The organism is Roseateles sp., assembly GCF_039595295.1.
GTDB lineage: Bacteria > Pseudomonadota > Gammaproteobacteria > Burkholderiales > Burkholderiaceae_C > Roseateles.
In genome coordinates, this window is sequence record NZ_JBCNLU010000022.1 from 37,498 (window position 1) to 50,259 (window position 12,762).

General features: G+C 69.2%; 14 protein-coding genes. 11 read left to right on the forward strand and 3 right to left on the reverse strand.

What is annotated here, in order from left to right:
• Positions 1 to 171 precede the first annotated feature (171 nt).
• Positions 172 to 1,044 carry a ribose-phosphate diphosphokinase gene (locus ABDW59_RS16190; RefSeq protein ID WP_343630868.1) on the forward strand — a complete coding sequence of 291 codons (873 nt, stop codon included), beginning with the start codon at positions 172 to 174 and terminating at the stop codon, positions 1,042 to 1,044.
• A 138-nt stretch (positions 1,045 to 1,182) separates the two neighbouring features.
• Here ABDW59_RS16190 and gpmA read toward each other — a convergent pair whose 3' ends face one another.
• Positions 1,183 to 1,926: a 2,3-diphosphoglycerate-dependent phosphoglycerate mutase gene (gene gpmA, locus ABDW59_RS16195; protein ID WP_067065667.1), complete on the reverse strand. Its 744-nt coding sequence runs from the start codon at positions 1,924 to 1,926 to the stop codon at positions 1,183 to 1,185.
• Between the two features lie 193 nt (positions 1,927 to 2,119).
• On the opposite strand from gpmA, the gene ABDW59_RS16200 reads away from it, so the two are divergent.
• From ABDW59_RS16200 to ABDW59_RS16235, 8 genes are all read left to right on the forward strand, one after another.
• On the forward strand, positions 2,120 to 3,328 hold the full coding sequence (locus ABDW59_RS16200) for a hypothetical protein (RefSeq protein ID WP_273490632.1): 1,209 nt from the start codon (positions 2,120 to 2,122) through the stop codon (positions 3,326 to 3,328).
• Between the two features lie 18 nt (positions 3,329 to 3,346).
• Positions 3,347 to 3,775 carry a hypothetical protein gene (locus tag ABDW59_RS16205; protein WP_343630869.1) on the forward strand — a complete coding sequence of 143 codons (429 nt, stop codon included), beginning with the start codon at positions 3,347 to 3,349 and terminating at the stop codon, positions 3,773 to 3,775.
• Between the two features lie 140 nt (positions 3,776 to 3,915).
• Positions 3,916 to 5,430 carry a methyl-accepting chemotaxis protein gene (locus ABDW59_RS16210; RefSeq protein WP_343630870.1) on the forward strand — a complete coding sequence of 505 codons (1,515 nt, stop codon included), beginning with the start codon at positions 3,916 to 3,918 and terminating at the stop codon, positions 5,428 to 5,430.
• Positions 5,431 to 5,543: 113 nt separating this feature from the next.
• Positions 5,544 to 5,963, forward strand: a complete 420-nt coding sequence (locus ABDW59_RS16215; RefSeq protein WP_343630871.1) for a rhodanese-like domain-containing protein — start codon at positions 5,544 to 5,546, stop codon at positions 5,961 to 5,963.
• Positions 5,964 to 6,048: 85 nt separating this feature from the next.
• Complete coding sequence (grxC, locus tag ABDW59_RS16220) at positions 6,049 to 6,306, forward strand: glutaredoxin 3 (RefSeq protein ID WP_343630872.1); 258 nt, start codon at positions 6,049 to 6,051, stop codon at positions 6,304 to 6,306.
• Positions 6,307 to 6,444: 138 nt separating this feature from the next.
• On the forward strand, positions 6,445 to 6,933 hold the full coding sequence (gene secB / locus ABDW59_RS16225; protein WP_343630874.1) for a protein-export chaperone SecB: 489 nt from the start codon (positions 6,445 to 6,447) through the stop codon (positions 6,931 to 6,933).
• Between the two features lie 106 nt (positions 6,934 to 7,039).
• On the forward strand, positions 7,040 to 8,050 hold the full coding sequence (locus ABDW59_RS16230) for an NAD(P)H-dependent glycerol-3-phosphate dehydrogenase (RefSeq protein WP_343630954.1): 1,011 nt from the start codon (positions 7,040 to 7,042) through the stop codon (positions 8,048 to 8,050).
• A gap of 5 nt (positions 8,051 to 8,055) precedes the next feature.
• Positions 8,056 to 9,027 (forward strand): tripartite tricarboxylate transporter substrate binding protein, encoded by a 972-nt coding sequence (locus tag ABDW59_RS16235; RefSeq protein ID WP_343630956.1) that lies wholly within the window; start codon positions 8,056 to 8,058, stop codon positions 9,025 to 9,027.
• Positions 9,028 to 9,033: 6 nt separating this feature from the next.
• On the opposite strand, the gene ABDW59_RS16240 is transcribed toward ABDW59_RS16235, so the two are convergent.
• Complete coding sequence (locus ABDW59_RS16240; RefSeq protein WP_343630876.1) at positions 9,034 to 9,504, reverse strand: tRNA (cytidine(34)-2'-O)-methyltransferase; 471 nt, start codon at positions 9,502 to 9,504, stop codon at positions 9,034 to 9,036.
• A 49-nt stretch (positions 9,505 to 9,553) separates the two neighbouring features.
• Entirely contained in the window at positions 9,554 to 10,333 is a 780-nt protein-coding gene (locus ABDW59_RS16245) for a ComF family protein (protein WP_343630878.1), read from the reverse strand.
• A gap of 21 nt (positions 10,334 to 10,354) precedes the next feature.
• Between ABDW59_RS16245 and ABDW59_RS16250 the strand changes: the two genes are divergently transcribed.
• Positions 10,355 to 11,272: a biotin synthase gene (locus tag ABDW59_RS16250; RefSeq protein WP_343630880.1), complete on the forward strand. Its 918-nt coding sequence runs from the start codon at positions 10,355 to 10,357 to the stop codon at positions 11,270 to 11,272.
• A gap of 280 nt (positions 11,273 to 11,552) precedes the next feature.
• A complete protein-coding gene (gene coxB, locus ABDW59_RS16255; RefSeq protein WP_343630882.1) occupies positions 11,553 to 12,740 on the forward strand; it encodes a cytochrome c oxidase subunit II in 1,188 nt (395 codons plus the stop codon).
• Positions 12,741 to 12,762: the final 22 nt, after the last annotated feature.

A 12,762-nucleotide genomic window follows, 5' to 3' on the forward strand; every position in this document is an offset into this window, starting at 1 on the left:
GGCGCTGTATTACTCCCTCGCCCGCGGGGCGGGAGAGGGCGGGGGAGAGGGTGGGAGCGTCGCAGTACGCCGCCCCCCCCAGGCGCGGTACTTGCCCTCGGGCGACCGATTGCCGCCCGGACCAGGGACTGACCGGTCCCCGACGGCGGCAAATGGTGCGAGGATCCGCCGATGCTGCTTGCCTTCGACGACGAACAGGACCTGGCCACGCGCTTGGCCATTGAGCTCGGACGCCCGATGGGCGTCATCACTCGCCACCGTTTCCCGGACGGGGAAGTCCGGCTGGTGCTGCCCAAGCCCCTGCCCACGGACGTGATCCTGCTGCGCGGATTGCAGCATCAGCCCAACGACCGGCTGGTCGAGCTGCTGATCGCCGCGCCGACCGCGCGCGCCTGGGGGGCGCAGCGGCTGTCGCTGGTCGCGCCCTACCTGGCCTACATGCGCCAGGACATGGAATTCACCTCCGGCGAGGCGGTCAGCCAGCGCCACATTTCGGCCCTGCTGGCGACGCAGTTTGATCGCGTGGTCACGGTGGATCCGCATCTGCACCGCATCGCCAGCCTGGACGAGGTGATGCCGGCGGGCCGCGGCGTGGCGCTGTCGGCCGCCGCGCTGCTAGGCCGATGGATCGCGGCGCAGGTGCCGGGCGCGGTGCTGGTCGGTCCGGACGAGGAATCGGGTCAATGGGTCGCGGAGGCGGCGAGGGCGGGGAAGCTGGCGCATGCGGTGGGCCGCAAGGTGCGCTTCGGCGACACGCAGGTCACGCTGGCCTTCCCGGACGTGGAGGTGCGCGGGAAGGCGGTGGTGCTGCTGGACGACATGGCCTCGACCGGACGCACGCTGATGGGCTCGGCGCGTGAGGCGCTGGAGCGTGGCGCCACCAGCGTGGACGTGGCGGTCACGCATGCGCTGTTCAACGGCGATGCGCTGCCCAAGCTGCGCGAGGCCGGCGTGCGCCATGTCTGGAGCAGCAATGCGGTGCCGCATGAGAGCAACGCCGTGTGCGTGGCGCAGCTGCTGGCGACGGTGTTTCGGCGGCGGTGAGGCGGCCCTGAGGCCAGTCTGAGATCGCGTCCCGCGCGCGCTCGCCCAAAAGAGAAAAGCCCGGCACTGCCGGGCTTTTTGCTGCCTGCGGCCGCGGTTCGTGGGCCGCGGCTCAGGCCGTGAAAGCGCTCAGGGCGATCACGCCTTGCCCTGATTTGCCACCGCCGCGGCGGCCTTGGCGGCGGCTTCGGCATCGCCCAGGTAATAGCTCTTGATGGGCTTGAGGTCCTTGTCCAGTTCGTAGACCAGCGGGATGCCGTTGGGAATATTCACGCCAACGATGGCTTCGTCGGCGATGCCGTCCAAATACTTCACGAGAGCGCGGATCGAGTTGCCGTGGGCCGCGATCAGCACCCGTTGTCCCGACAGAATGGCGGGCGCGATCTGTTCATTCCAGTACGGCAGCACGCGGGCCACGGTGTCCTTCAGGCACTCGGTCAGCGGAATGTCGCTGGGCTGCAGACCGGCGTAGCGGATGTCGCCGCGCTCGCTGCGCGGGTCGCCCGTTTCGAGCGCGGGCGGCGGCGTGTCGTAGCTGCGGCGCCAGACCAGCACCTGCTCGTCACCGTATTGCTTGGCCATGTCGGCCTTGTTCAGGCCCTGCAGGGCGCCGTAATGGCGCTCGTTCAGGCGCCAGCTGTGACGCACGGGCAGCCACTGGCGATCCATCTGGTCCAGGGCATGCCACAGCGTCCAGATGGCGCGCTTGAGCACCGAAGTGTGAGCCACGTCGAAATCCAGACCGGCTTCCTTCAGCAGACGGCCCGCCTGCTGCGCTTGGGCCACGCCGGTGGGCGTCAGATCGACATCGGTCCAGCCGGTGAAACGGTTCTCGAGATTCCAGGTCGATTCGCCGTGGCGAATCAGCACGAGCTTGTACATGGGGTCTGTCTGTGAAGTTTGGCCGGGTCCCGGCGGGCCCGGCGGATTCTAGAGGTTCCCCCCCAGGGGGATCGCCTCAAGAAGCCTTCCACACCGCCGACAACAGTTTTCGCATCGGGCGAAAGGCGCACCGCGCCCTCGCCATTCCGCTCCGGCCCGTGCCGGGCTTCAACGCAGTACTGGAGTACTTTCAATGATGGTTGTGAAGAGCTTGCGCATGACGCCCCTGGCGCTGGCGCTGGTGGCTTTCGGCGCCCAGGCGCAGAGTCAGTCGGACTCGATGTTCTCGTTCTCCGGCTTCGGCACGGTCGGCCTGACCGGCGCGACCAAGGACGGCGCCGAGTACGTCATCCCCGGCCAGGTGCACGGCGCCGACAAGTCCATCAGCGGCGAAGTCGACTCCAAGCTGGGCCTGCAGGGCACGGCCAAGTTCAACAGCCAGTTCTCCGCCACCGTCCAGGTGCTGACCAAGCAGACCGGCAAGGGCGACTGGACGCCGCAGATCGAATGGGCCTTCGCCAAGTGGCAGGCCACCCCCGGCCTGGCCCTCCGCGCCGGCCGCATGGGCGCCCCCTTCTTCGCCGTGTCCGACTTCCGTGACGTGGGCTACGCCAACACCTGGCTGCGCCCGCCCATCGACGTCTACGGCCAGGTGCCCGTCAGCCACTTCGACGGCGCCGACGTGAACTGGACCACCCAGATCGCCGGCAAGACCGTGTCGGTGCAGGCCATCGGCGGCGAGAGCTCCTCCTACGTTCGCCAGGTCAAGATCGAGATCAAGAAGATGGTCGGCGTGAACTTCACCGCCGAGCTGCTGGACGGCCTGAACCTGCGCCTGGGCCATGTCCAGGGCAAGCTCAGCGCGCACAGCGCCTCCGCCGACGCGCTGGTCGGCCTGCTGCGCCAGACGCCCTTCGCCGCCGTGGGCAACGCCTTCGACCCGACCGACAAGGACGCCAGCTTCTCCGGCATCGGCCTGACCTACGACGAAGGCCAGTGGCTGGTCGCCGCCGAGTACACCAAGCGCCGCACCGACTCCTTCGTCCCCGACACCACCGGCTGGTACACCACCGTCGGCTACCGCGTCGGCAAGTGGACGCCCTACGCCACGCTGTCGCAGCAGAAGACCGACAGCAGCAACGTGGACAACACCATCCCGTCCAGCGTGGTCGTGGCCAACCTGCCGCTGCGCGCCGTCGTCGACGCCGCCCTGGCCGCGCAGAGCACGCCGCAGAAGACCATCGCCGTGGGCGTGCGCTGGGACGCGTGGCGCAACGTCGCGGTCAAGGCCCAGTACGACAGCATCAAGACCACCGGCGCCGGCCAGTTCTACAACGTCCAGCCGGGCTTCAACAACGCGCGCGTCGGCGTCTACAGCCTGGCTGTGGACTTCGTGTTCTAAGCAAGACAAGAGGCTTCAATGCAGTTCAACATGATCAAGCCCCTGCTCGGCGCGCTGGCCCTCGTCGCCGCGGCCTGCGCCCAGGCGCAGGTCGCCGTGGTCGTCAATCCGAAGAACCCGGCCGCCAGCATGACGGCCGACCAGGTCTCCAGCATCTTCCTGGGCAAGACCAATACGCTGCCCAGCGGCGCCGCCGCGCAGGCGGTGGACCTGCCCGACAGCGCCGCCGCGCGCGAGCACTTCTATTCGAAGGCCACCGGCAAGTCCTCGGCGCAGGTCAAGGCCGCTTGGTCGCGCCTGGTGTTCTCCGGCAAGGGCACGCCGCCCAAGGAGCTGGGCAGCGCCGCCGAGGTCAAGAAGTTCGTCGCCGCGAATCCCGACGCCATCGGCTACATCGAGAAGTCGGCCGTCGATGGCTCGGTGAAGGTGGTGCTGAGCGTCGACTGACGCCGCCGCCCGCCGCGGGCTCGCCCCGCTCCGACGCCGCGCAGACGGCCGGAGCGGTGGCCCCGCGGCACTTCGGGCGGATCGATCTTCCGGGGAGGCCGGGTGGAGACAGTGAAGACAGTGAAGAACTGGAGTCAGGCATGAATTTGAAGACCCGTATCGCGATGCTGCCGGTGCTGGCGGCGATCATCTTCGCGGTGGGCATCGCGGTGGTGCTGCTCTTTTCCTCGCGGACCTCGGGCGCCATCCATGCGCTGGGCGAGGCCGACTATCCCTATCTCGTGGCGACCAACCAGGTCGCCGCGCAGCTCGAGGCGCTGGGCGGGACCATCCAGTCCGCCGTCGCCGAGGGCGAGAAGAAGCGCCTGGACGAGGCCGCCGAGCGCGCCGCGTCCATGCGCAAGGTGATCGCCTCGATCAAGGCGATCCCGGGCCGCGCCGATGAAGGCGCCAAGCTGGACGCCGGCTTCGAGGCTTATTACGCGGCCTCGGTGGAGACCGCTCAGCTCTTCCTGGGTATCAAGCAGGGCGATCAGGCCGGCGCGATCCCGAAGATGCAGGCGGCACAGAAGTCGCTGGAGCAGACCCTGACCGAAGCGCGCAACGACGCGCGCGCGACTTTCGACGCGACGCTCTCGCGCGCCGAGAACGGCGTGGGCGCGGGCCTGTGGGCGACGGTGGGCAGCGGCCTGATCGTGGTGCTGTGCCTGGGTCTGGGCTCCTGGCTGCTGATCGCCAGCGTGTGGCGCCAGCTCGGCGGCGAGCCCGAGTACGCCCGCGACGTGATGCGCCAGATGGCCGAAGGCGATCTCTCGCAGCGCATCGAAGTGGCGCCTGGCGCCGACGCCAGCCTGCTGGCCGCGGTGCGCGACATGGCGCAGGGCCTGTCGGCCATCGTCGCCGATGTGCGCAGCGGGACGGACTCGATGACGGTGGCCTCGCGCGAGATCGCCGCCGGCAACCAGGACCTGTCGGTGCGGACCGAGAAGCAGGCCGGCTCGCTGGAGCAGACCGCCTCCAACATGCAGCAGCTGACCGAGACGGTGCGCCAGAGCGCCGACGCGGCCAGCCAGGCCAATCAGCTGGCCGGCAGCGCCGCCACGGTGGCGCGCAAGGGCGGCGAGGTGGTGGGCCAGGTCGTGTCGACGATGGACGAGATCAGTGCCAGCTCGCGCAAGATCGGCGACATCATCGGCGTGATCGACGGCATCGCCTTCCAGACCAACATCCTGGCGCTGAACGCCGCCGTCGAGGCCGCCCGTGCCGGCGAGCACGGCAAGGGCTTCGCGGTGGTGGCGTCGGAAGTGCGCTCGCTGGCGCAGCGCAGCGCCGAGGCCGCGCGCGAGATCAAGACCCTGATCGGCGCCAGCGTCGAGCGCGTCGAATCGGGCTCGCGCCTGGTGCAGGACGCGGGCGTGACGATGGAGGAGATCGTGGCCAGCGTGCAGCGCGTCTCGGACATCATCAGCGAGATCACCGCCGCCTCGGCCGAGCAGAGCCAGGGCATCGGCCAGGTCAACGAGTCGGTGGTGCAGCTGGACCAGATGACGCAGCAGAACGCGGCGCTGGTCGAGGAGGCCGCCGCCGCCGCCAACAGCCTGGAGCAGCAGGCCCGCGGCCTGCAGTCGGCGGTGTCGACCTTCAAGCTGTCGTGATCGGGTGATCGGGGGGATCGGGCACAGGTCGGTCCTGCGGGACGACCTGCGCCGCGGGAAGCCGGGCTTTCTATAATCGCCCGCTTTTGGATTCAACAAAGACGGGCGGCGCCTTGAAGTTCCTGATCGAAAACTGGTATCTCGTGCTGACGGCCCTGGTGTCCGGCGGCCTGTTGGCCTGGACGTCCGTGAAGGACAAGTCGGCCGGCGTCTCCACCGCCGAGGCGGTGCGCCTGATCAACCGCGAGAAGGGCGTGCTCGTCGACGTCAGCGACGCCGCGGAGTATGCCGCCGGCCATGCCAACGGCGCACGCAACGTGCCGCTGGAAACGCTGACTGGCACGGAGCTCCCCGCCAAGCAACTGCCCAGCAACAAGGCCCTGCCGGTGGTGCTGATGTGCAAGAGCGGCGCACGCGCCCAGCGCGCCGCTGGCATCCTGCGCAAACAGGGCTATGCGAATGTCGTCGTCGTGGCAGGCGGTCTGAAGGCCTGGCGGGAGGCGAGTTTGCCCATCGAGAAGTCCGCGGCCTGACCGGTCCGATCGCGCAAGCGGTCGAACCGGACCCGACGCGGACCCGGCTCGAACGCCCCTGACCTGATCATTTGGAGAACTGGCGATGGCTGCCGTGAAGATGTATACGACCCTGGTGTGCCCCTACTGCGTGCGCGCGAAGTCGCTGCTCAAGCAGCGCGGCGTGAGCCAGATCGAGGAGATCCGCGTCGACCTGAACCCGACCGAGCGCGACGCCATGATCCAGCTCACCGGTCGCCGCACCGTGCCGCAGATCTTCATCGGCGACACCCACGTCGGCGGTTGCGACGACCTGATCGCGCTGGACCAGCGCGGCGGCCTGCAGCCCCTGCTGGCGGCCTGAACGGCGCGCGCGTATCGGACGGGAAGGGCGGCTCCGCGGAGATCGCCCGTCGCTGCGACGATGCGAACATCCGGGATCCCTCGGTCATAATGCCCGCCGCGGCCCGCGTTGGCGGGCCTTTTCATTTGGATGACCCTCATGGCCGACGACACCAACATCCCCGTGTTCCAGATTCAGCGCATGTACCTGAAGGATCTGTCGCTGGAGCAGCCCAATGCTCCGCAGATCCTGCTGGAGCAGGCTCAGCCGCAGGTCGACATCAAGCTCTCGCTGGCCGCCGAGCCGATCGCCGAAGGCCTGTTCGAGGTCAGCGTCACCGCCACGGTGACCACCACCGTCCAGACCGGCGGCGAAGACAAGACGCTCTTCCTGATCGAAGCCAAGCAGGCCGGCATCTTCGAGATCCGCAACCTGCCGCAAGACCAGCTGGAAGGCATCCTGTCCATCGTCTGCCCGCAGATGATCTACCCCTACCTGCGCGCCATCGTCTCGGACGCGTGCACGCGCGCCGGCTTCCCGCCGGTGATGCTGACGGAAGTGAACTTCCAGGCCATGTTCGAGGCCCAGCAGGCGCAGATGATGGCTGTGGCGCAAGCCAACGGCGACGCGTCGACCGCTCCGAACTGAGCGCTCGCCCGTGAACGCGCCGGCCTCGCGGACCTGTCCGCCGGCCGGCGTGTCGCTTTCTGCTTTCTGAATCGACCGATCCGACGAGATGAACACCTCCGCGCCGATGAAGATCACCGTGCTGGGCGCGGGCGCCTGGGGCACGGCGCTGGCGATCGCCGCGAGCGCACGCCACGACGTGCTGCTCTGGGCCCGCGACGCCGCCGCCATCGCGGCGATGCGCCACGCGCGCAGCAACGAGCGCTATCTGCCCGGCGCCGCGTTCCCCGCGTCCCTGGTGCTGGACGACGACCTGGACACCGCGATCCGCCACGGCCGTGAAGGCCTGATCGTCATCGCGACGCCGATGTCCGGCCTGCGCGGGATGCTGGCGCGATTGCCCGAGGGCGTGCGCGCGCAATGGCTGTGCAAGGGCTTCGAGGCCGGCACCGGCCGCCTGGGCCACGAGATCGCGCGCGAGGTCGCGCCGCATCTGGCCGCCGGCATCCTGTCGGGGCCGAGCTTCGCGCAGGAAGTGGCCGCGGGTCAGCCGACGGCGATGGTGTCGGCCTCGGCCGATCCGGCGCTGGCGCAGCTGGGCGTGCAGGCCTTCCACAGCGAGCGGCTGCGGGTCTATTCGTCGGCCGATCCGGTGGGCGTCGAGGTGGGCGGGGCGGTCAAGAACGTGATGGCGATCGCCGTGGGCATCGCCGATGGCTTGCGGCTGGCGGCCGAGGCGCAAGGGCGGCAGGGCCCGGGCCTGAATGCGCGCGCGGCGCTGATCACGCGCGGTCTGGCGGAGATGCAGCGGCTGGCGCTGGCGCTGGGCGCGCATCCGGAAACGCTGCTGGGTCTGGCGGGGCTGGGAGATCTCGTGCTGACGGCCACCGGCGATCTGTCGCGCAACCGGCGGGTGGGCTTGCTGCTGGCCGAGGGTCTGGATCTGCCGGGCATCCTGGCGAAGCTGGGCCATGTGGCCGAAGGCGTCTACAGCGCGCCGACGGTGCTGGCGCGGGCGCGGGGCGCGGGCGTGGACATGCCGATCACCGCGGCCGTCGTCGAGGTGCTGGAAGGGCGCATGAGCACGCATGCCGCGATGGATGCGCTGATGGGCCGCGAGGCCAAGTCGGAGTGGTGAGCGCGATGCTGAGGCGCCGCGAGCTGCTCGCCGCTTCCGCGCTGTTGCCGCTTGCCGGTGCGGGAAGGGCGGAGACGGTCTGGCCGTCGAGGCCGATCCGGCTCGTCGTGCCGTTCCCGGGCGGGAGCTCGCCGGATCTGGTGGCGCGATCTCTGGCGGGGCCGCTGGGGCAGGCGCTCGGGCAGCCCGTCGTCATCGACAACAAGCCCGGCGCCGGCGGGAACATCGGTACCAGCGCGGTGGCGAAGGCGCCGCCCGATGGGCACACGCTGCTGTTCACGATTCAGGGGCCGCTGATCACGGCGCCGCTGCTGTCCAAGGCCTTGCCTTACGACCCGGCTCGGGAGCTGCGATCGGTGAGCTTCGTGGCGAGCTCGCCCAATGTGCTGGTGGTGCCACCGTCGCTGGGGGTGGACACGGTGGCGCAGTTCGTGGCGCTGGCCAAGCGGCGCGCCGGAGCGCTGAACTACGGGAGCGTGGGGACGGGCTCGGCGGCGCATCTGGCGATGGAGTCGTTCATCGCGCGGGCGGGGCTGTCCATCGTGCATGTGCCGTATGCCGGGTTCCCGCAGGTCGTGAACGCGATGCTGGCCGGACAGGTCCACGCGGGGTTCATGGTGCCGGCGATCGCGATGCCGCAGGTGAAGGCGGGCAAGTTGAAAGCGCTCGCGGTGACCAGCGCGGGACGCTTCGCGGCGCTCGCGGAGTTGCCGACGGTGGCGGAGTCCGGGTATCCGGGATTCGAGGCGACGTCGTGGCAGGCGCTGCTGGCGCCGGCACGGACGCCGGATGCGGTCGTGCGGCGGGTCGCGATGGAGACGATCCGGATCGTGCGCGGCGAGGCGTTTCGGCGGGAGTTGCTGCCGCTGTACTTCAGCGCGGCGGGGACGGCGCCTGAAGGGCTGGATGCGCTGATGCGCGATGAGCGGGGGCGCTGGGGGGCGCTGGTCAAGCAGCTCAAGATCGAGCCGGAGTGAGGGGCGTCAAACGCCGCCCACATAGCCGTTCTGCCGCCACCCTTCGAAGACCGCCACCGCCACCGCGTTGCTCAGATTGAGGCTTCGCTGCCCCTCGCGCATCGGCAGCCTGACGCGCTGCTCCAACGGGAACGTGTCGCGCAACGCCGGCGGCAGGCCCGCCGTCTCGCACCCGAAGACCAGCCAGTCCCCCGGCTTCAACGCGACCGTCGGAAGCAAGCTGCTCCCCCTGGTCGTGAACGCGAACATCCGCGCCGCATCGGGCTGCTCATCGGCCAGGAACCGCTCCCAATCCGCATGCCGCAGCACCGGCGCGTACTCGTGATAGTCCAAGCCCGCGCGCTGCAGCAAACGATCCTCCATCGAGAACCCCAGCGGCTCGATCAGATGCAGCCGGCAGCCGGTGTTGGCGGCGAGCCGGATCACGTTGCCGGTGTTGGGCGGGATCTCCGGATGGACCAGCACGATGTTGAACATGGGAGGACTCTGCTTCTCGATGTGATGCGCGCGCTGACCGATGCGAGGGCTACGGCGTTCGCGCCGCCACCCAGGCCTGCACGTTGACGGCGCCCGCGCGGCGCAGCGCGAGCGCGGCCTCGTGCAGCGTGGCGCCGCTGGTCATGACGTCGTCGACGATCGCGACCCGCAGTCCCCGCGCCGATCCCAGCACCGCGAAAGCCCCGCGCAGATTGCTTCGGCGCTCGTCGAGCGGCAGCTTCGCCTGCTGACCGGTGTGCCGCACGCGGACCAGGGTGCGCGCGCAAAGCCGCGATTGTCGCTCCGTGACGAGCGGCAATCGGCGCGCGATCTCATGCGCCTGGTTGTAGCCGCGCTCGCGCAGGCGCTCCGTCGACAAGGGAATCGGCACGATCAGATCGGGCGCCGCGCCGATGTCCGCCCGCGCGATCGCGCGTCCCAGCCGCGCCGCCATCAGCGGCGCGAGCTCCAGACGCTCGCCGAATTTCAGCCCGAGCAGCAGCCGGTCCCACGGGAAGACGTAATCCATCGCGGCGATGCAGCGCGACAGCGGCGGCGGATGCGAGGCGCAACGGCCGCAGCGCAGGAGCGGCCGGCCAGCGACGTTGGGCTCGTCGACGGTCTCGCCGATGCCCGCGCCAAGCTCTGCGCTGATGCCTGCCGGCAACATCAGGGCGCATAGCGCGCAGCGCGGCGCATCGTCGACGGGATGGCAAGCTTCGCATTCCGCGCAGATCGGGCCCCGGCACCAGAGGCGGCACAGCGCGCACTGGCCCGGCATGGAGAGGGTCGTGCCAGTCAAGGTCCAGCGCCGGACGAGGTCAAACATGGCCGCCTACAATCCCGGCCCATGAATGGCGAAGAGCTTGGGCCGCCCAGCACACAGCAGATCGATGCAGGCGCGGCGCGGCGGCAGCGCCGTCGGATGGCCGCATCCGAGCAGGCCCCGTGGCTGCATGACGAGGTCGCGACCCGCATGCTGGACCGTCTGCCGGTGATCCGGCTCCAACCCACCGCGGTGCTGCAGAGCCGCCCCTCGACGGGCGGCGGCGACGCCGGATTGCGGCGGCACTATCCGCAGGCCACGCAGCTCTGGCTGGAGCCCGACGAGGACGTGCGCGCCTTGCAGCAGCAGCGCCTGAAGCGCGGCTTCATGCAGTCGGTGATGGACAAGCTGCGCGGCAGCGCGGGGACCGAAGTGATCGCCGAGCCGCCCGCCGCGGCCGCGCAACTGCTGTGGTCCAACATGGAGCTGCACGGCGAGGCCGACAAGCCGGCGCTCGTCGCGCAGTGGCATCGCGGGCTGGAAGTCGAGGGCTGCCTGATGTTCTCGTGCCTGGGGCCGGACAGCTTCATCGAGCTGCGTCCGATCTTCGCGCACGAGGGCTGGGGACCGCCCTCGCCGGACTGGGTCGACATGCATGACCTGGGCGATCTGCTCGTGCATGCGGGCTTCGCCGATCCGGTGATGGACCAGGAACATCTGCGGCTGACTTGGCGCCAGCCGGAGGATCTGCTGCGGGATCTGCGCGCGCTGGGCGGCAACGTCGCGCCGGCGCGCATGAAGGGTCTGCGTTCGCGGGCCTGGCGCGATCGGCTCATGCGCGCGCTGGAGTCGCTGCGCGGCGCCGACGGGCTGCTGTCCTTGAGCGTGGAGCTGGTCTACGGCCACGCGTTCAAGCCGCAGCCGAAATTGAAGGTCGCGGCCACGACCGAGGTCTCGCTGGACCAGATGCGGGCCATGGTCCGCGGCGCGGGCAAACACTGACCCCCGTCGCGCGCGGATGGTGTCAGCACCGACGCGGGCGAGCCAGCCGCGCACGTGCTCTGAGGGTAATCCTGGGCCGGTCGGCCCTCTATGGGCGGTCATAGTCCGTGAGGGGGCGGGGCTAGAATCCGCCCCCGACTGGAGTACGTCTGCTGGCCCTGAAGGTTTCTGCCATACGCGTTGGCATCGAAGCCCGCCCGTGCGGGCTCGAGCGCTGACGCCGCCTGGAGGAGACAGCCGGGTGACAAGAGCTTGAGAAAGACTGGATAAAGAGACGACCATGACGATTGACATCAGTTGCGTGCATCAACTGGGGCGCCGCTGCAGCCAGCTCGCGTTCGGCCTGTCGGCCGCGCTGGCCAGCCAGGTCGCCTGGGCGGTGAACGACCTGCCGGGAGGCCCCGCCGTCAACCAGCTCAACCTGCATCCGCCGGTCACCAAGATCGCGCAGGAGCAGATGTGGCTGCACAACATGATGCTCGTGCTGTGCCTGGCCATCTTCGTCGCCGTCTTCGGCGTGATGTTCTATTCCATCTTCAAGCACCGGAAGTCCAAGGGCGCGGTCTCCGCCAACTTCCATGAGAGCGTGAAGGTCGAGATCGCCTGGACCATCATCCCCTTCATCATCGTCATCCTGATGGCGCTGCCCGCCACCAAGGTCGTGGTCGCGATGAAGGACACGACCAATTCCGACCTCACCATCAAGGCCACCGGCTACCAGTGGAAGTGGGGCTACGACTACCTCAAGGGCGAGGGCGAGGGCATCGGCTTCGTCTCGACGCTGGACGCCTCGCACCGCGCGCTGTCGGACTCCGGCCATCCGGGCTCCGTCGACAACTACCTGCTCAAGGTCGACAACCCGCTGGTCGTGCCGGTGGGCAAGAAGATCCGCATCATCACCACCGCCGACGACGTCATCCACGCCTGGATGGTGCCGGCCTTCGGCGTGAAGCAGGACGCGATCCCGGGCTACGTGCGCGACACCTGGTTCAAGGCCGAGAAAGAGGGCGACTTCTACGGCCAGTGCGCCGAGCTCTGCGGCAAGGAACACGCCTACATGCCCATCCACGTCAAGGTGCTCAGCGCCAAGGACTACAGCGCGTGGGTCGACGGTGAGATGAAGAAGATCGCCGCCAAGGCGGACGATCCCAGCAAGGTCTGGACGATGGACGATCTGATGGCCCGCGGCCAGAAGCTCTTCGACGCCAACTGCGCGGTCTGCCACCAGGCCAACGGCAAGGGCGCGGGCCAGTTCCCGGCGCTGGACGGGTCGGCGGTCGTGAAGGCCGAGGACCACGCGCAGCAGCTGCACCTGGTGCTCAACGGCCGCAACCAGATGCCGGCCTGGAAGGGCGTGCTCAAGGACAGCGAGATCGCCGCCGTCGTGACCTATACCAAGAACGCCTGGTCCAACAAGACCGGCCAGATCGTGCAGCCCGCGGAAGTCGTGGCCGAGCGCGCCAAGTGACTTTCCGCCGATAGAGCGACCG